Origin of the sequence: Pseudomonas sp. NPDC089406 (genome assembly GCF_044900265.1) — a bacterium.
In the GTDB taxonomy this organism is placed as follows: Bacteria; Pseudomonadota; Gammaproteobacteria; order Pseudomonadales; family Pseudomonadaceae; genus Aquipseudomonas; species Aquipseudomonas fakonensis.
Window position 1 is genome coordinate 19,750 of sequence record NZ_JBJDNC010000018.1, and the last position, 18,146, is coordinate 37,895.

Below are 18,146 nucleotides of genomic sequence, written 5' to 3' on the forward strand. Positions count from 1 at the left end.
CCGGTGCCATCTACCGCGGCGCCTGATTCGCGGCTAAAGCCGCTCCCACAGGTACGGCGCTTGCTTCAGACCTGTGGTGTGCCTGTAGGAGCCGGCTTGAGCTCAGGCCTCCATCTCCACCAGCACCGCCCCCTCACTGACCATTTCCCCCTCCTGGCACATCACCGCCTTCACCATGCCATCGTGCGGCGCACGGATGCTGTGCTCCATCTTCATCGCCTCCAGCACCACCAGCGCGGTACCTGCCGCTACCTGTTGGCCCGGCTCCACCAGCACCCGCACGATACTGCCGTTCATGGGCGCAGCCAGGCCGCCCTGGTGGCCGTGGCTGGCCTCGGCAGCGGCGATCGGGTCATGGCGGGTGACGGTATGCAGTTCGCCTTGCCACTGCAGGTACAGGCTGTCGCCACGACGCACGGCCAGGTAGCGGCGGCGCACGCCGTCCTGGTCATGCCACAGCTGTTCGCCATCGAGCTGCCAGTTGGACGGCGCGCTGCGCTCCAGGGCGACGGCTTGCTCCTCGCCGTCGCATTGCAGGTGCAGGCTGCTGCGCGCTGGCAGGCCCAGGCGCAGGCCGTCACGGACGGGCCATGGTGAGCTGGGGTCATCCGCTCGCAGGCGCGCGGGCTCGCTCTGCAGCCAGGCTTCGGCGGCCGCTTCCCAGAACGTGGCGGGCAACGGCTCCACGGCGGGCAACAGCACCTGCTGGTGGCGCGGGATGAAACCGGTATCCAGCTCGGCAGCGGCAAACGCCGGGTGCGCGAGGATGCGCCGCAGGAAGGCGATGTTGGTTTTCAGCCCGCCGATGGCGAACTCATCGAGCATCGCCAGCAGGCGCAGGCGCGCCTGTTCGCGGTCCTGGCCCCAGGCAATCAGCTTGCCCAGCATTGGGTCGTAGAACGGCGATACCACATCACCCTCGCTGACCCCGCTGTCCACCCGGCGCCCCTCACCCGGTGCCGATTCGCGGTACAGCGCAAGCGTACCGGTGGCCGGCAAGAATTCATTGGCTGGGTCTTCGGCGTAAAGCCGCACCTCGATGGCGTGGCCGCGCAGCGGTACCTGCTCTTGGGTGATCGGCAGTGCCTCGCCGCAGGCCACGCGAATTTGCCAGGCCACCAGGTCCAGCCCGGTGATGGCCTCGGTGACCGGGTGCTCCACCTGCAGGCGGGTGTTCATTTCCATGAAGAAAAACTCGCCGCGGGCATCGAGCAAAAACTCCACGGTGCCGGCCCCTACGTAGCCGATGGCCTGGGCCGCGCGCGCCGCAGCCTCGCCCATGGCCTGGCGCAGCTCGGGCGACAGCCCCGGCGCTGGCGCTTCTTCCACCACCTTCTGGTGGCGACGCTGGATCGAGCAGTCGCGCTCGTTGAGGTACAGGCAGTGGCCGTGCTGGTCGGCAAACACCTGAATCTCCACATGGCGTGGCTTGAGCACGTACTTTTCCACCAGCATGCGCGCATCGCCGAACGAAGCCTGGGCTTCGCGTTGCGCCGAGGCCAGGGCATCGGCCAATTCACTTTCCTGCTCCACCACCTTCATGCCCTTGCCGCCACCGCCGGCGCTGGCCTTGAGTAGCACCGGGTAGCCGATGCGCTGGGCGGCGGCGCGGAAGGTCTCGAGGTCCTGGGCTTCGCCGTGGTAACCGGGCACCAGCGGCACCCCGGCCGCCTCCATCAGCGCCTTGGCCGCCGATTTGCTGCCCATGGCGTCGATGGCGCTGGCCGGCGGGCCAAGGAAGATCAGCCCGGCTTGTTCGATGGCGCGGGCAAAGCCTGCGTTCTCCGACAAAAAACCATAGCCCGGGTGAATGGCCTGGGCGCCGCTGGCGCGGGCGGCGGCAATCAGTTTGTCGACCACCAGGTAGCTGTCGGCGGCCTTGCTGCCGCCCAGGTCGACGCGAGTATCGGCTTCGCGGCTGTGGCGCGCATCGCGGTCGGTGGCGCTGTGCACCGCCACGGTTGTCAGGCCCATGGCCTTGGCGGTGCGCATCACGCGGCAGGCGATCTCGCCGCGGTTGGCCACCAGCAAGGTGGTCAGGGTAGGGCGGCTCATGGGCGCGGCTCCTTCTTGTATTCGGCTTGCCAGGCGGGGCGGCGCTTTTCGAGGAAGGCGCGCAGGCCTTCCTGGCCTTCTGCGCTGACGCGAATGCGGGCGATGGTGTTCTCGCAGTAGCGGCGCAGGGCCGGGCTCAGTTCACCGTCGTCCACCTCGCGCAGCAGGTCCTTGGTGGCGCGCAATGCCTGCGGGCTGTTGTGCAGCAGGTTATCGACCCAGGCTTCAACCTGGGCGTCCAGCTCGGAGGCCGGGTAAACCTCGGCCAGCAGCCCCAGTTCGCGGGCGCGCTCGCCGCTGAAGCGTTCTGCGGTGAGGGCGTAGCGGCGGGTGGCGCGCTCGCCGATGGCCTTGACCACGAACGGGCTGATCACCGCCGGGGCCAGGCCGATGCGCACCTCTGACAGGCACAGTTGCGCGTCAATAGTACCGATGGCCATGTCGCAGCAACTGATCAGCCCCAGCGCACCGCCAAAGGCCGCGCCCTGTACCACGGCCAGGGTAGGCACCTTGAGCCGATGCAGGGCGTACATCAGCTCGCCCAGCTCGCGGGCGTCATCCAGGTTGGTGTTGAAGTCCAGTTGTGCCGACTGCTGCATCCAGGCAAGGTCGGCCCCGGCGCTGAAGTGCCGGCCACGCCCGCGCAGCAGCACGAAGCGCAGGCTGGTGTCGTCGGCCAGGCGGTCGAGGGCGACGATCAGCTCGCGGATCATCTGCGCGTTGAAGGCGTTGTTCTTGTCCTCACGACTGAGCCACAGGGTGGTGAAGCCGCGGGGGTCTTTTTCCAGTTCAAGGGTGTCAAAGTCGGTCATGGGTCACATCCGGAAAATGCCGAAGCGGCTCTGTTCGATCGGCGCGTTCAGCGCGGCGGACAGCGCCAGGCCCAGTACATCGCGAGTCTGCGCCGGGTCGATGACGCCGTCGTCCCACAGCCTGGCGCTTGAGTAGTAGGGGTGGCCCTGGCGCTCGTACTGGTCGAGGATCGGCTGCTTGAGCGCGCGCTCGTCCTCGGCGCTGAACACCTCGCCACTGCGCTCGCTCTGCTCGCGCTTGACCTGCGCCAGCACGCCTGCAGCCTGCTCGGCGCCCATCACGCCGATGCGCGCGTTGGGCCACATCCACAAAAAGCGCGGGTCGTAGGCGCGCCCGCACATGCCGTAGTTGCCGGCGCCAAAGCTGCCGCCGATGATTACCGTGAACTTCGGCACCTGGGCGCAGGCCACGGCGGTCACCAGCTTGGCACCGTGCTTGGCGATGCCGCCTTCTTCGTACTTTTTGCCGACCATGAAGCCTGTGATGTTCTGCAGGAACAGCAGCGGGATGCCGCGCTGGCAGGCCAGCTCGATGAAGTGCGCGCCTTTTTGCGCCGCCTCGGCGAAGAGGATGCCGTTGTTGGCCAAAATGGCCACCGGGTAGCCGTGCAGATGGGCGAAGCCGCACACCAGGGTGGTGCCGAACAGCGCCTTGAACTCGTCGAACTGCGAGCCGTCCACCAGCCGCGCGATCACCTCGCGCACATCGAACGGCTGCTTGGCATCGGCCGGTACCACGCCGTACAGCTCCTCGGCGTTGTACAAGGGCGCAATCGGCGCCTGGCACTGCAGCTTGCCCTGCTTGTGCCAGTTGAGGTTCGCCACGCAGCGCCTGGCGATGGCCAGGGCATGTTCGTCGTTGTCGGCATAGTGGTCGGCCACGCCGCTGGTGCGGCAGTGCACGTCGGCACCCCCTAAGTCTTCGGCGCTGACCACTTCACCGGTGGCCGCCTTCACCAAGGGGGGGCCGGCGAGGAAGATGGTTGCCTGCTGGCGCACCATGATCGCCTCGTCGGCCATCGCCGGTACATAGGCGCCACCGGCGGTGCACGAGCCCATCACCACGGCGATTTGCGGGATGCCCAGCGCGCTCATGTTGGCCTGGTTGAAGAAGATCCGCCCGAAGTGCTCGCGGTCGGGGAACACCTCGTCCTGGCGCGGCAGGTTGGCGCCGCCGGAGTCCACCAGGTAGATGCACGGCAGGCGGTTCTGCAGGGCAATGGTCTGCGCGCGCAGGTGCTTTTTTACGGTCAGCGGGTAGTACGAGCCGCCTTTGACCGTGGCGTCGTTGGCCACGATCATGCATTCCACGCCTTCGACCCGGCCAATGCCGGCAATCACCCCGGCGGCAGGCACGTCTTCGCCATACACCTCATGGGCGGCCAACTGGCCGATTTCCAGGAATGCCGAGCCGGTATCCAGCAGGCGGTCGATGCGCTCGCGCGGCAGCAGCTTGCCGCGCGAGGTGTGCCGCTGCTGGGCCTTGGGCCCGCCGCCCTGGGCGATGTGGGCGAGCAGGCCGCGCAAGGCGCCGACCTGTTCGAGCATGGCCGCGCGGTTGGCGGCAAATTCTGCCGAGCGCGGGTTGAGCTGGGTATGCAGGGTAGCCATGAACGCCAGTTCCTTGTGCTCAGCGGGTTTCGTTGAACAGTTCGCGGCCGATCAGCATCCGGCGGATCTCGCTGGTGCCGGCACCGATCTCGTACAGCTTGGCGTCGCGCAGCAGGCGCCCGGCCGGGAATTCATTGATGTAGCCGTTGCCACCGAGAATCTGGATCGCCTCCAGGGCCATCTGCGTGGCGCGCTCGGCGGTGTAGAGGATTACCCCGGCGGCGTCCTTGCGCGTGGTCTCGCCGCGGTCGCAGGCCTGGGCCACGGTGTACAGGTAGGCGCGGCTGGCGTTGAGCTGGGTGTACATGTCGGCGATCTTGCCCTGGATCAGCTGGAACTCGCCGATGCTTTGGCCGAACTGCTTGCGGTCGTGGATGTACGGCACCACCAGGTCCATGCAGCTTTGCATGATGCCGGTCGGCCCGCCAGACAGCACCACGCGCTCGTAGTCCAGGCCGCTCATCAGCACCCGCACGCCGCCGTTGAGCTGGCCGAGAATGTTTTGCTCAGGCACCTCGACATCATCGAAGAACAGCTCGCAGGTGTTGGAGCCGCGCATGCCGAGCTTGTCGAACTTGTTGCTACGGCTGAAACCTTTCCAGTCGCGCTCGACAATGAACGCAGTGATGCCGTGGGCACCCTTGTCCAGGTCGGTCTTGGCGTAGATCACGTAGGTGTTGGCGTCGGGGCCGTTGGTGATCCAGGTCTTGCTGCCGTTGAGCACATAGCGGTCGCCGCGTTTTTCGGCGCGCAGTTTCATCGACACCACGTCGGAGCCGGCGTTGGGTTCGCTCATGGCCAGGGCGCCGATGTGCTCGCCGCTGATCAGCTTGGGCAGGTACTTGAGCTTCTGCTCGTGAGTGCCGTTGCGGTTGATCTGGTTGACGCACAGGTTGGAGTGGGCGCCGTACGAAAGGGCCACCGAGGCCGAGCCGCGGCTGATTTCCTCCATGCTCACCACGTGGGCCAGGTAGCCCAGGCCGGCGCCGCCGTATTCTTCGGCAACGGTGATGCCCAGCAGGCCCATGTCGCCGAACTTGCGCCACATGTCGGCGGGGAACAGGTTGTCGTGGTCGATCTGCGCGGCGCGCGGGGCCAGCTCTGCGGCGACGAAGGTGCGCACCTGGTCACGCAGCATGTCGATGGTCTCGCCCAGGGCGAAGTTCAGGGTCGGGTAATGCATGGCGGGGCACCTTGTTGTTCTTGAAATTGGGTTACACCCTAGTCCATGGCCTTGTCGCCGTCCCTGTAGGAGCGGGCTTGCCCGCGAATGCGTCAGCAGGCCCGGCACTGTTGCCCGAGGGGGCGCTATCGCGGGCAAGCCCGCTCCTACAGGGGATGCGTAGCACCATTGACCTGGGTTTTGCTTTTCACCTTTACGTTAACGTAAACCTCGATATGCCCCTTGTCTAGTCACCTTTACGTAAACGTCAACATGGTCCACAGTTAACGCCGCCTGCTTCAGTCATGCCCAGAACAATCACAAGAAGGGATGCCCATGCCTCAACCCAGCCATACCTGCGGCCGCCAGGACAAACCGCTGCTTACCCTCACCATCGGCCAGGCCTTCGACGCCACCGTGGCCCGCCATCCCGAACGCGAGGCGCTGGTGGTGCGCCACCAAGGCCTGCGCTACAGCTGGGGGCAACTGGCCGAGCAAGTCGACACCCATGCCCGGGCGCTGATGGCGCTGGGCGTGGCGGTGGGCGAGCGGGTCGGCATCTGGGCGCCCAACTGCGCCCAGTGGTGCATCCTGCAACTGGCCGCGGCCAAGGTCGGCGCGATCCTGGTCAACATCAACCCCGCGTATCGCACAGGCGAGCTGGAATACGTACTGCGCCAGTCCGGCTGCCGTTGGCTGGTGTGCGCCGGTGCGTTCAAAACCTCCAACTACCACGCCATGCTGCAGGAACTGGTGCCGGAGCTGACCAGCCAGGCGATTGGCCAGTTGCACAGCGAGCGCCTGCCCGACCTGCGCGGCGTGGTCAGCTTGGCTGCCGAACCGCCGCCAGGTTTTTTGCCCTGGGCGGCGCTGGCGGGGCGGGCAGGGGAAATCGACCCCGGCATATTCGAGCAGCGTCAGAACAACCTGCAGTTCGACCAACCGGTGAACATCCAGTACACCTCCGGCACCACCGGCGCGCCCAAGGGCGCCACCCTCAGCCACTACAACATCCTCAACAACGGCTACATGGTCGGCGAAAGCCTGGGCCTGACCGAGCACGACCGCATGGTGATCCCGGTGCCGTTGTACCACTGCTTCGGCATGGTCATGGCCAACCTTGGCTGCATCACCCATGGCAGCACAATGATTTACCCCAACGACGCCTTCGACGCCGAACTCACCCTGCGCGCCGTGAGTGACGAGCGCGCCAGCATTCTTTATGGCGTGCCGACCATGTTCATCGCCATGCTCGACCACCCGCTGCGCCCGCAACTGGACCTCACCACCCTGCGCAGCGGCATCATGGCCGGCGCCACCTGCCCGATCGAGGTAATGCGCAAGGTCATCGACCAACTGCACATGGCCGAAGTGCAGATCGCCTACGGCATGACCGAAACCAGCCCGGTGTCGTTGCAGACCGGCCCCGACGACGGCCTTGAACTGCGCGTGACCACGGTAGGCCGCACCCAGCCGCAGCTGGAAACCAAGCTGGTAGGCGCCGACGGCGGCATCGTCCCGCGCGGCGAAATTGGCGAACTATGCACCCGCGGCTACAGCGTGATGCTCGGCTACTGGGGCAACCCCCAGGCTACCGCCGAGGCCATCGACCCGGCCGGCTGGATGCACACCGGCGACCTGGCGGTGATGAACGATGACGGCTACGTGCGCATTGTCGGGCGCAACAAGGACATGATCATCAGGGGCGGCGAGAACATCTACCCGCGCGAACTGGAGGAGTTCTTCCACACCCACCCGGCGGTGGCCGAGGCGCAGGTGGTGGGCATTCCGTGCAGCCGCTACGGCGAGGAGGTGGTGGCGTGGATCCGCCTGCACCCGGGGCACAGCGTCACGGCGGATGAATTGCAGCAGTGGTGCAAGGCGCGGCTGGCGCACTTCAAGGCGCCAAGGCATTTCCGTTTTGTCGACGAGTTCCCGATGACGGTGACGGGCAAGGTGCAGAAGTTCAGGATGCGCGAGATCAGTGTGGAGCTGCTGTCGGGGCAATAGCCCCCGTAGAAACCGGTCGGGCGTGCGGTAATGTCAGTCAGTCAACGAAATTGGGGCCGCTGTGCGGCCCTTCGCGGGCAAGCCCGCTCCCACAGGTAAAGCGCCAGCTTGAGGCTTTGCGCGTTCCTGTGGGAGCGGGCTTGCCCGCGAAGGGCTGCAAAGCAGCCCCATTGGAAACGCTGAAACGCTAACTGACAGGTATCAGGGCGGGCGGCCTGTTTCTCTTCAAACTCATGGCTTTCGCACAATCCCGATAAGTTCGTCTACTGTCATCGGCTCGGCGAAGTCGATGTGCACCTGTGTGGGTGAGCGCGATCAGCTGCCTTTTGCGTTCTTTTTGATGTAGTCCACGACTTGTTGAACAGTGGTGAGCTTCTCTGTGTCTTCTTCCTTTATTTGGAAGTCGAACCTGTCTTCAAGCTCCACGACCAACTCGACTGTGTCGAGCGAGTCCGCCCCCAGATCTTCGCTGAACGAGGCCGCGTTTGTGACGTCGCTGTACGGTACACCCAGCTTGTCAGAAATGATTTTTTTCACGCTTGCTTCAATATCGTCATCTTCTGTGCTCATGACCGTCTCCAGATCATTGGGGTTATGACCTCTGTGGTGTAACGCTCACAGGCATTTTGCGAAACTGGCAGAAATGTCAGTTGCTGGATGCGCCAAATCAGCAGCGCAGCGCTGCACCGCTCCTGAGCACCAGCGTGAGCAGTTCGTCGAAGGTGATGTAGGTGGGCAACTGGCGAGGTATTTGAATGCCGAAGGCTTCTTCCACCAGCGCCTGCAACTCGACCATATCGAAGCTGTCGGCACCCAGCTCGTCCATCGACAGGTCCGAACGGACCATCGCCGGGCTTTGTTCGAGGAAGCTGCTGACGATCCACAGCAGGTAGGCGTCGGTGTAGTGGTGGGAACGCATGGGGCGGCCGCCGGTTGAGGGAGCTTTTTTATTTACCCGGCCAGCCGATTGGGCGCTACTGGTAGAAATGTCAGGTGCGCCTGGCCTGTATTTGTGCTCGCCTGTGTGGCCCTATCGCGGGGCAAGCCCCCCAGGCTTGTCTATCCTCTACCTCTCACCGGCGGCTCCTCGCTCGGCGGGTCGCCTACGGTGGGCGGCACGCTCGGTTTGATTGGCAGCTCGTCCGGCTCTTCTTCGGGCACCGGCGGCGGCAACGTCGGGTCGTCGATGTTCGGGTCGGGAGTTTCCGGTGGAATGGGAATGCTCATGGGCCTGACCTCGCGTGGTGAATGAAGCGGTGTTGCAGGCTTGGACTCACGCCCCGCGCCATTCGCTCAGTTTTTTTGAACCCCCACGCCCGATCACGGTTCTGAACCCTTACCGTCACAACTCTATGGAGCGAGTGCGATGTCAGGTAACGAGCCCTTCGAAAGCGTGCCGATGGCGGGCGACCACCCGGACCAGGCCATCAGCCTCTCCCAGGCGCTGCTGGCGCCGCGCATCGTGATCGAGGATGTGGGCCCCGCGCTGGACGGTGGCACCTTTGCCAGCAAGACAGTGCGCGGGCAGCAGGTCCTGGCCAGTGCCAAGGTCTACAGCGACGGCCACGACCGCCTGGCAGTGATGTTGTACTGGCGCCAGGCCCACAGCCGGCGCTGGCATACCGTGGCCATGCACTCGCCGGGCAACGACCTGTGGCTGGCCGAGTTCACCCCCACCGAACTGGGTTTGCACCTGTTCAGCATCGAGGCCTGGGTCGACCCGTTCGCCACCTACTGCCACGACCTTGAGAAAAAGTACGGCGCCGGCCAAAACGTCGAGCTGGAGCTCGAAGAAGGCCGGCTGATGCTCGGCAAGGGCATCGAGCGCAGCGAGGGTTTGCTCGGCGAACAATTGCTCGAATTGCAGCAGCGCCTGCCAAGCCTGGCAGTGGACGACCAGGTGGCGCAGCTGTTGAGTCCCGACACTCAGCGTCTGATGAGCGAGGCCGAACACCGCAGCTACCTCACCCGCAGCCGCGAATTCCCGCTGGATGTGGACCGCGAGGCGGCGCAGTTCGCCAGCTGGTACGAGCTGTTCCCGCGTTCGTGCACCGACAGCCCCGAACGCCACGGCACCTTTAACGACGTGCACCAGCGCCTGCCGATGATCCGCGACATGGGCTTTGACGTGCTGTACTTCCCGCCCATCCACCCGATCGGCCAGCAGCACCGCAAGGGCCGCAACAACGCCCTCAAGGCCCAGCCTGACGACCCCGGCAGCCCCTATGCCATCGGCAGCGCCGAGGGTGGCCACGACGCCATTCACCCGCAACTGGGCAGCCGCGAGGACTTTCGCCGGCTGGTGGCCGCCGCCGCCGAGCACGGCCTGGAAATCGCCCTGGATTTTGCCATCCAGTGCTCCCAGGACCACCCCTGGCTCAAGGACCACCCCGGCTGGTTCAGCTGGCGCCCCGACGGCACCATTCGCTACGCCGAGAACCCGCCGAAGAAATACCAGGACATCGTCAACGTCGACTTCTACGCCCCCGACGCCGTGCCCGGCCTGTGGCTGGCCCTGCGTGACGTGGTGGTGGGCTGGGTGGAGGAGGGGGTCAAGACCTTCCGCGTCGACAACCCGCACACCAAGCCGCTGCCGTTCTGGCAATGGCTGATCGCCAATGTGCGCAGCCAGCACCCCGAGGTGGTGTTCCTCGCCGAGGCCTTCACCCGCCCGGCGATGATGGCGCGCCTGGGCAAGGTGGGGTACGCCCAGAGCTACACCTACTTCACCTGGCGCAACAGCAAGCAAGAGCTGCGCGAGTACTTCGAAGAGCTCAACCGCCCGCCGCTGAGCCTGTGCTACCGGCCCAACTTCTTCGTCAACACCCCCGACATCAACCCGTACTTCTTGCAGACCTCCGGGCGCCCGGGCTTTCTCATCCGCGCAGCGCTGGCCACCATGGGGTCGGGGCTGTGGGGCATGTACTCGGGCTTTGAGCTGTGCGAGGGCACGCCGCTGCCGGGCAAGGAGGAGTACCTCGATTCGGAGAAGTACGAGATCCGCCCGCGCGACTACACCGCCCCCGGCAACATCGTCGCCGAGATTGCCCGCCTTAACCACATCCGCCGCGAAAACCGCGCCCTGCAGACGCACCTGGGGGTGCTGTTCTTGAACTGCTGGAACGAGCAGATCCTGTACTTCGCCAAGCGCACCTCCGAGCGCGACAACATCATTTTGGTAGCTATCAGCCTGGACCCGTACAACGCCCAGGAGGCCAGTTTCGAGCTGCCGCTGTGGGAGCTGGGGCTGGACGACCACGCCGACACCCAGGGCGAAGACCTGATGACCGGCCACCGCTGGACCTGGCATGGCAAGACCCAGTGGATGCGCATCGAGCCCTGGCACCAGCCGTTTGGTATCTGGCGAATCAGCAAGCAGCACTGACCCCTGTAGGAGCGGCCTTGTGTCGCGAAAGGGGCGCGAAGCGGCCCCGGGATCTCGGCGACATGACAGATTGTCGGGGCTGCTGCGCAGCCCTTTCGCGACACAAGGCCGCTCCTACAAAGGGCGTGCCTAACCCGTAAATGAAAGGAGTCGAACATGGCCAAGCGTTCCCGCCCGGCAGCCTTCATCGATGACCCGCTGTGGTACAAGGACGCGGTGATCTACCAGCTGCACATCAAGTCGTTCTTCGATTCGAACAACGACGGCATCGGCGATTTCGCCGGCTTGATCAGCAAGCTCGACTACATCGCCGAACTGGGCGTCAACACCCTGTGGCTGCTGCCGTTCTACCCCTCGCCACGGCGCGACGACGGTTACGACATCGGCGAGTACAAGGCCGTACACCCCGACTACGGCAGCATGGCCGACGCCCGGCGCTTCATCGCCGAGGCGCACAAGCGCAACCTGCGGGTGATCACCGAGCTTGTCATCAACCACACCTCCGACCAGCACCCCTGGTTCCAGCGCGCCCGCCACGCCAAGCGCGGCAGCAAGGCCCGGGACTTCTACGTGTGGTCGGACGACGACCAGAAATACGACGGCACCCGCATCATTTTCCTCGACACCGAAAAGTCCAACTGGACCTGGGACCCGGTGGCCGGCCAGTACTTCTGGCACCGCTTCTACTCGCACCAGCCCGACCTCAACTTCGACAACCCGCAGGTGATGAAGGCGGTGATCGACGTGATGCGTTTCTGGCTCGACATCGGCGTCGATGGCCTGCGCCTGGACGCCATCCCCTACCTGATCGAGCGCGACGGCACCAACAACGAAAACCTCCCCGAAACCCACGCGGTGCTAAAGGCCATCCGCGCCGAGATCGACGCCAACTACCCCGACCGCATGCTGCTGGCCGAGGCCAACCAGTGGCCCGAAGACACCCGCCCGTACTTCGGCGAGGGTGACGGCGACGAATGCCACATGGCCTTCCACTTCCCGCTGATGCCGCGCATGTACATGGCCCTGGCCATGGAAGACCGCTTCCCGATCACCGACATCCTGCGCCAGACGCCGGAGATTCCGGCCAACTGCCAGTGGGCGATCTTCTTGCGCAACCACGATGAGCTGACCCTGGAGATGGTCACCGACCGCGAGCGCGACTACCTGTGGAACTACTACGCCGAAGACCGCCGCGCGCGCATCAACTTAGGCATCCGCCGGCGCCTGGCGCCCTTGCTGCAGCGCGACCGGCGGCGTATCGAGCTGCTCACCAGCCTGCTGCTGTCGATGCCCGGCACCCCCACGCTGTACTACGGTGACGAGCTGGGCATGGGCGACAACATCTACCTCGGTGACCGCGACGGTGTGCGCACCCCCATGCAGTGGTCGCCCGACCGCAACGGCGGTTTTTCCAAGGCCGACCCGCAGCGCCTGGTGCTGCCGCCGATCATGGACCCGCTGTACGGCTACCAGACCATCAACGTCGAGGCCCAGGCCCACGACCCGCATTCGCTGCTGAACTGGAACCGCCGCCTGCTGGCAGTGCGCAAGCAGCAGAAGGCCTTTGGCCGCGGCACCCTGAAAATGCTCACCCCCAGCAACCGGCGCATCCTCGCCTACATCCGCGAGTACACCGGCGTCGATGGCCACACCGAGATCGTGCTGTGCGTGGCCAACGTCTCCCGTGCAGCGCAGGCGGCGGAGCTGGAGCTGTCGCAGTACGCAGACAGGGTGCCGGTGGAGATGCTCGGCGGCAGCGCCTTCCCGCCCATCGGCCAGTTGCCGTTCCTGCTCACCCTGGCGCCCTACGGTTTCTACTGGTTCCTGCTGGCCTCCCACGACCGCATGCCCAGCTGGCACATCCAGGCCACCGAGGGCCTGCCCGAACTCACCACCCTGGTGCTACGCAAGCGCCTCGAAGAGCTGCTCGAAGCGCCGTCCAGCGACACCCTGCAAGGCACCATCCTGCCCCAGTACCTGCCCAAGCGGCGCTGGTTCGCCGGCAAGGAGGCGCCGATCGACCAGGTGCGCCTGCGCTACGGCGTGCGCCTGGGCACCTCGGCGTTGCCGGTGCTGCTGGCCGAAATCGACGTGCACAGCGACGGCGCGGTCAGCCACTACCAGTTGCCGTTCGGCCTGCTGCCCGAAGAGCAGATCAACGCCGCGTTGCCCCAGCAGCTGGCGCTGTCGCGGGTACGCCGTGGCCGCCAGGTGGGGCTGATCACCGATGCCTTTGTGCTCGAACCCTTCGTGCGCGCCGTGTTGCGCGCCTGCCAGGACGGCCTGCAACTGCCGTGCGGCGATGGCCTGGGCGAGCTGCAGTTCCACAGCAACCCGCAACTGGCCACCCTGGCGCTGAACGATGACAGCGAAGTGCGCTACCTCGGCGCCGAGCAGTCCAACAGCTCGGTGGTGGTGGGCGAAAGCCTGGTGCTCAAGCTGATCCGCCGGGTCAACCCCGGGGTGCACCCAGAGCTTGAGATGAGCGCCTACCTGACCGCCGCCGGCTTTGCCAATATCTCGCCGCTGCTGGCCTGGGTCAGCCGGGTCGACGAAGGCGGGCAGCCCAACCTGCTGCTGATCGCCCAGGGCTACCTGAGCAACCAGGGGGATGCCTGGGACTGGACCCAGAACACCCTGGAACGGGCCATCCGCGACGAAATGGAGCCCAACAGCCTCGAGCAAGAGGCGCACACCGACGCCCTGGCCGAGCTCAGCGGCTTTGCCGCCTTGCTCGGCCAGCGCCTGGGCGAGATGCACCTGCTGCTGGCCGCGCCAAGCAATGATGCGGCGTTCGAGCCGCGGGTCAGCAACCGCCAGGACAGCGAGCACTGGGCGCGGCAGATCAGCACCGAGCTGGGTCATGCCCTCGACCTGCTGGCCCAGCACCGCGCCAGCCTCGACCCCGACAGCCAGGCCCTGGTCGACGACCTGCAGCATCAGCGCCAGGGCCTGCAGCAGCATGTCGCTCAGCTGGCCCGCCAGGCCGAAGGCGGTCTGTTGATGCGGGTGCACGGCGACCTGCACCTGGGCCAGGTGCTGGTGGTGCAGGGCGATGCTTACCTGATCGACTTCGAGGGCGAGCCGGCCCGCCCGCTGGACGAACGCCGGGCCAAGCACAGCCCGTACAAGGATGTCAGCGGCGTGCTGCGTTCCTTCGACTATGCTGCTGCGATGATTCTGCGCAGCGCCTCGGCAGTAGACCTCTCCGAGGCTGCGCGCCAGGCCCGCCAGCGGGTCGCCCGGCAGTACCTGCATCAGTCGCGTCACGCCTTCGTCGAAGCCTATGGCCTGGCCACCGCCGCCATGCCCCACGCCTGGCAGCAGGCCGAGGGCGAGCGCGCGGCGCTGGAGCTGTTCTGCCTGGAGAAGGCTGCCTACGAGATCAGCTACGAAGCGGAAAACCGCCCGGCCTGGCTGGCCGTGCCCTTGCATGGTTTGCACGGGCTGGTCAGTGCCTGGGGAGAGGGGTGAGCCTTGCGACAAAACGATGCTTGAGGCAGGTCCCCTGTGGGAGCGGGTTTACCCGCGAAACAGGCGACACGGTATATGGCACCGGCTACGCCGGTGTTCGCGGGTAAACCCGCTCCCACAGGGGTGGGGATGGGCTGAAAGAAATCCAGCCCTCGACACCCTGAAAAACACATGGAAAGGGGCAGCAAGATGAATGCAACCACGCGTGACACCGGTGGCCTTCGGCAACGGGACCTCGATGCCCTGGCCAGCGCCGAGCACGCCGACCCGTTCGCGGTGCTCGGCTCGCACCCCGATGGTGCAGGTGGCCAAGCGATACGCGCCTACCTGCCCAACGCCCTCAATGTGAAGGTACTGGCCCGCCACGATGGGCGCATCCTCGCCGAAATGCAGCAGGCCAGCCTGCCCGGGCTGTTCAGCGCGCACCTGACCGAGGCCCACCCCTACCTGCTGCAGATCGGCTGGGCCGGCGGCGAGCAGGTCACCGAAGACCCGTACAGCTTCGGCCCGCAACTGGGCGACATGGACATGTACCTGTTCGCCGAGGGCAACCACCGCGACCTGTCCGGGCGCTTCGGTGCCCAGCCCACCGAAGTCGACGGCGTCAACGGCGTGTGCTTCTCGGTGTGGGCGCCGAATGCCCGGCGGGTATCGGTGGTGGGCGATTTCAACAACTGGGACGGCCGCCGCCACCCCATGCGCCTGCGCCACAGCGCCGGGGTGTGGGAGCTGTTCATACCCAGGCTGGGGGTGGGCGAAACCTACAAGTACGAAGTGCTCGGCCACGACGGTGTGCTGCCGCTCAAGGCCGACCCGCTGGCCCGCGCCACCGAGCTGCCGCCGAGCACCGCCTCGAAGGTGGCCGGCGAGCTGGCCCACGCCTGGCAGGACCATGACTGGATGGCCCAGCGCGCGCAGCGCCACGCCTACAGCGCGCCGCTGTCGATCTACGAGCTGCACGCCGGCTCCTGGCGCTGCGAGCTGGACGATGCCGGTGAAGTGACCCGCTACTACAACTGGCGCGAACTGGCCGAACGCCTGGTGCCCTACGTGCAGGAGCTGGGCTTTACCCACATCGAGCTGATGCCGATCATGGAGCACCCGTTCGGCGGTTCCTGGGGCTACCAGCCGCTGTCGCTGTTCGCCCCCACCTCGCGTTACGGCAGCGCCGAGGACTTCGCCTTCTTCGTCGATGCCTGCCACCAGGGCGGCATTGGTGTGTTGCTTGATTGGGTGCCGGCGCATTTCCCCACCGACGAGCACGGCCTGGCGCGTTTCGACGGCACCGCGCTGTACGAATACGACAACCCGCTGGAAGGCTTTCACCAGGACTGGAACACGCTCATCTACAACCTGGGGCGCAACGAGGTGCGCGGCTTCATGCTGGCCTCGGCACTGCACTGGCTCAAGCATTTCCACATCGACGGCCTGCGGGTCGATGCGGTGGCCTCGATGCTGTACCGCGACTACTCGCGCAAGGCCGGCGAGTGGGTGCCCAACCGCCACGGCGGGCGCGAGAACCTCGAAGCCATCGATTTCATCCGCCACCTCAACAGCGTGGCCGCCCATGAAGCGCCCGGCGCACTGATCATCGCCGAGGAGTCCACCGCCTGGCCCGGGGTCAGCCAGCCGGTGCAGCAGGGCGGCCTGGGCTTTGCCTACAAGTGGAACATGGGCTGGATGCACGACACCCTGCACTACATCCAGAACGACCCGATCCACCGCACCTACCACCACAACGAGATGAGCTTCGGGCTGATCTACGCCTACTCCGAGCACTTCATCCTGCCCATCTCTCACGACGAGGTGGTGCACGGCAAGCACTCGCTGATCGACAAGATGCCCGGCGACCGCTGGCAGAAGTTCGCCAACCTGCGCGCCTACCTCACCTTCATGTGGACCCACCCGGGCAAGAAGCTGCTGTTCATGGGCTGCGAGTTCGGCCAGTGGCGCGAGTGGAACCACGACCAGCAGCTGGACTGGTACCTGCTGCAGTACTCCGAACACCAGGGCGTGCAAAAGCTGGTGGGCGACCTCAACCGCCTGTACCGCGCGCTGCCGGCGCTGCACGAGCAGGACTGCCTGCCCCAGGGCTTCCAGTGGCTGATTGGCGATGATGCGCAAAACAGCGTGTACGCCTGGCTGCGCTGGAGCAGCCAGGGCGAGCCGCTGCTGGTAGTGGCCAACTTCACCCCTGTGCCGCGTGAGGGGTACCGCATCGGCGTGCCGTTCGGCGAGCAGTGGCAAGAGCTGCTGAACAGCGACGCCGAGCTGTACGCCGGCTCCAACGTCGGCAACCTGGGTGCGGTGGCCAGCGAGGCCATCGCCAGCCACGGCCAGCCGCTGTCGCTGGCGCTGAATTTGCCGCCGTTGGGGGTGTTGGTGATGAAACCGGCCTGACCGGTTGGCTGTACCGTCCTCTTCGCGGGTAAACCCGCTCCCACAGGGACCGCACAAGATTCAGACTTTGTGCAGTCCCTGTGGGAGCGGGTTTACCCGCGAAGAGGACGAACCTGCCTACCAGCGCATCCGCACCCCCAAACTGCCAATCAACCCGTTCAGGTCGTTGTCATCCACGTCACTGCTGTAATCGGCGCTGACGAACAACGCCACATTGGGCGTAACCCGTGCCACCAGGCCCAACCCCAGTTCCACCGTTGCCGAACTGCGCGAGCTGGAGATCTTGTCCACCTGGTCGAGCTTCACCGTGTCGTAGTTGCTGAAGTCGTACCACACGTTGGTGCGAACGTAGGGTTCGATGGGCATGCCGCGCACCTCGTAGCGCCCGGACAGTTTCGCCCCCACTCGGCCACTCCAGCTCGGCTGGCTGTCGAACGCCTGCAGGGTTTGTTCCTGGGCCTGGTTGCCGGGGAAGAACTGCTGGTTGATCAACTGCGCCTGGGGCTCGATCACCCAGCCGCCGCCCAGGCCGATGGGGAAGCCGCCCTCCACAGAAAAGGTCATGGCGTGGCCGCTGTCGTCCACCCGCTGGCCGCTCTCGCTGCGGCCGTTCACGTCGATACGCGTGCCCATGGCCACGGCGTCCACATGCCAGCCCTGTTCATGGGTCATGCTCCAGTACACCCCCAGGCTCTCGCCGCTCAGGTTCACCGCGTTGCGCTGCTTGTCGCCCAGCAGCGGGCGCATGCCGTTGAAGCTGCTCTGCAGGTTGTTGTGGCCAACGAAAATCCCCGCGCGGTGCACATTGCCACTGGCGGTTTCACGTACGAACAGGTCCGGGCCGACCATCATCTGCTGGCTGGGCGCCTCCAGTTGCGCCGGCTCCCGGCCGCCCGGGCGCGGGGCACCGGGGAAGAACTGCGCCCACTGGCTGGCGATCAGGTCCGGGGCGGTCTGGCCATGGCGCTCGGCCATGTGCTCGCTGAACGCCGCCAGCATGCCCTGGTTCAGGCCGCTGGCGCTCAGCGGGTCGAGAGACAGCTGGGGTACCGCAGGTGTTTCCAGAAAGCGCGCGAGCGGCTCGCCCTCCTGCGGTTCGAAGGCGAAGGTTTCCACAGGGGTTGCGAGAAGCAGCGACGTGGAAACCGCGCAGAAAATGGCGTCGAAACGCGAGGTGTTCGAAGTGCTTTTCATGGCGTGTCTCCTGTTTTGTCATCGGTAAGCAGCAAGTTGAACA

Annotated in this window: 12 protein-coding genes; 4 read left to right on the forward strand and 8 right to left on the reverse strand. The window is 65.7% G+C overall.

What is annotated here, in order from left to right; genetic code table 11:
• Positions 1-102: 102 nt before the first annotated feature.
• The 4 genes from ACI2KK_RS14415 to ACI2KK_RS14430 are packed head-to-tail and all read right to left on the reverse strand — an operon-like array spanning position 103 to position 5,661.
• On the reverse strand, positions 103-2,055 hold the full coding sequence (locus ACI2KK_RS14415) for an acetyl-CoA carboxylase biotin carboxylase subunit (protein ID WP_404669381.1): 1,953 nt from the start codon (positions 2,053-2,055) through the stop codon (positions 103-105).
• Complete coding sequence (locus tag ACI2KK_RS14420; protein ID WP_404669382.1) at positions 2,052-2,867, reverse strand: gamma-carboxygeranoyl-CoA hydratase; 816 nt, start codon at positions 2,865-2,867, stop codon at positions 2,052-2,054. Before ACI2KK_RS14420 ends, ACI2KK_RS14415 begins: the two co-directional genes overlap by 4 nt.
• A 3-nt stretch (positions 2,868-2,870) precedes the next feature.
• Complete coding sequence (locus tag ACI2KK_RS14425) at positions 2,871-4,478, reverse strand: carboxyl transferase domain-containing protein (RefSeq protein ID WP_404669383.1); 1,608 nt, start codon at positions 4,476-4,478, stop codon at positions 2,871-2,873.
• A gap of 19 nt (positions 4,479-4,497) precedes the next feature.
• Positions 4,498-5,661, reverse strand: a complete 1,164-nt coding sequence (locus tag ACI2KK_RS14430; RefSeq protein ID WP_404669384.1) for an isovaleryl-CoA dehydrogenase — start codon at positions 5,659-5,661, stop codon at positions 4,498-4,500.
• 315 nt (positions 5,662-5,976) lie between these two features.
• On the opposite strand from ACI2KK_RS14430, the gene ACI2KK_RS14435 reads away from it, so the two are divergent.
• A complete protein-coding gene (locus ACI2KK_RS14435; RefSeq protein WP_404669385.1) occupies positions 5,977-7,650 on the forward strand; it encodes an AMP-binding protein in 1,674 nt (557 codons plus the stop codon).
• 315 nt (positions 7,651-7,965) lie between these two features.
• On the opposite strand, the gene acpP is transcribed toward ACI2KK_RS14435, so the two are convergent.
• The 3 genes from acpP to ACI2KK_RS14450 all read right to left on the reverse strand — a co-directional run bounded on the left by acpP (position 7,966) and on the right by ACI2KK_RS14450 (position 8,877).
• Positions 7,966-8,220 carry an acyl carrier protein gene (gene acpP / locus ACI2KK_RS14440; RefSeq protein ID WP_404669386.1) on the reverse strand — a complete coding sequence of 85 codons (255 nt, stop codon included), beginning with the start codon at positions 8,218-8,220 and terminating at the stop codon, positions 7,966-7,968.
• 97 nt (positions 8,221-8,317) lie between these two features.
• Positions 8,318-8,569 (reverse strand): acyl carrier protein, encoded by a 252-nt coding sequence (locus ACI2KK_RS14445; RefSeq protein ID WP_404669387.1) that lies wholly within the window; start codon positions 8,567-8,569, stop codon positions 8,318-8,320.
• 140 nt (positions 8,570-8,709) lie between these two features.
• Entirely contained in the window at positions 8,710-8,877 is a 168-nt protein-coding gene (locus ACI2KK_RS14450) for a hypothetical protein (protein WP_217842781.1), read from the reverse strand.
• Between the two features lie 139 nt (positions 8,878-9,016).
• Between ACI2KK_RS14450 and ACI2KK_RS14455 the strand changes: the two genes are divergently transcribed.
• The 3 genes from ACI2KK_RS14455 to glgB all read left to right on the forward strand — a co-directional run bounded on the left by ACI2KK_RS14455 (position 9,017) and on the right by glgB (position 16,909).
• A complete protein-coding gene (locus tag ACI2KK_RS14455; protein WP_404669388.1) occupies positions 9,017-11,035 on the forward strand; it encodes an alpha-1,4-glucan--maltose-1-phosphate maltosyltransferase in 2,019 nt (672 codons plus the stop codon).
• Positions 11,036-11,191: 156 nt separating this feature from the next.
• Positions 11,192-14,509, forward strand: coding sequence for a maltose alpha-D-glucosyltransferase (treS, locus tag ACI2KK_RS14460; RefSeq protein ID WP_404669389.1), 3,318 nt, complete (start codon positions 11,192-11,194; stop codon positions 14,507-14,509).
• A 189-nt stretch (positions 14,510-14,698) separates the two neighbouring features.
• Positions 14,699-16,909, forward strand: coding sequence for a 1,4-alpha-glucan branching protein GlgB (gene glgB, locus ACI2KK_RS14465; protein WP_404669390.1), 2,211 nt, complete (start codon positions 14,699-14,701; stop codon positions 16,907-16,909).
• A gap of 117 nt (positions 16,910-17,026) precedes the next feature.
• On the opposite strand, the gene ACI2KK_RS14470 is transcribed toward glgB, so the two are convergent.
• Positions 17,027-18,103, reverse strand: a complete 1,077-nt coding sequence (locus ACI2KK_RS14470; protein ID WP_404669391.1) for an autotransporter domain-containing protein — start codon at positions 18,101-18,103, stop codon at positions 17,027-17,029.
• Positions 18,104-18,146: the final 43 nt, after the last annotated feature.

What these genes read in the sequence shown, in the direction of transcription:
- ACI2KK_RS14415 (WP_404669381.1), bottom strand. Translation starts at nt 2,055, where the DNA reads ATGAGCCGCCCTACCCTGACCACCTTGCTGGTGGCCAACCGCGGCGAG.
- ACI2KK_RS14450 (WP_217842781.1), bottom strand. Translation starts at nt 8,877, where the DNA reads ATGAGCATTCCCATTCCACCGGAAACTCCCGACCCGAACATCGACGAC.
- acpP (WP_404669386.1), bottom strand. Translation starts at nt 8,220, where the DNA reads ATGAGCACAGAAGATGACGATATTGAAGCAAGCGTGAAAAAAATCATT.
- treS (WP_404669389.1), top strand. Translation starts at nt 11,192, where the DNA reads ATGGCCAAGCGTTCCCGCCCGGCAGCCTTCATCGATGACCCGCTGTGG.
- ACI2KK_RS14425 (WP_404669383.1), bottom strand. Translation starts at nt 4,478, where the DNA reads ATGGCTACCCTGCATACCCAGCTCAACCCGCGCTCGGCAGAATTTGCC.
- glgB (WP_404669390.1), top strand. Translation starts at nt 14,699, where the DNA reads ATGAATGCAACCACGCGTGACACCGGTGGCCTTCGGCAACGGGACCTC.
- ACI2KK_RS14435 (WP_404669385.1), top strand. Translation starts at nt 5,977, where the DNA reads ATGCCTCAACCCAGCCATACCTGCGGCCGCCAGGACAAACCGCTGCTT.
- ACI2KK_RS14420 (WP_404669382.1), bottom strand. Translation starts at nt 2,867, where the DNA reads ATGACCGACTTTGACACCCTTGAACTGGAAAAAGACCCCCGCGGCTTC.
- ACI2KK_RS14455 (WP_404669388.1), top strand. Translation starts at nt 9,017, where the DNA reads ATGTCAGGTAACGAGCCCTTCGAAAGCGTGCCGATGGCGGGCGACCAC.
- ACI2KK_RS14430 (WP_404669384.1), bottom strand. Translation starts at nt 5,661, where the DNA reads ATGCATTACCCGACCCTGAACTTCGCCCTGGGCGAGACCATCGACATG.
- ACI2KK_RS14470 (WP_404669391.1), bottom strand. Translation starts at nt 18,103, where the DNA reads ATGAAAAGCACTTCGAACACCTCGCGTTTCGACGCCATTTTCTGCGCG.
- ACI2KK_RS14445 (WP_404669387.1), bottom strand. Translation starts at nt 8,569, where the DNA reads ATGCGTTCCCACCACTACACCGACGCCTACCTGCTGTGGATCGTCAGC.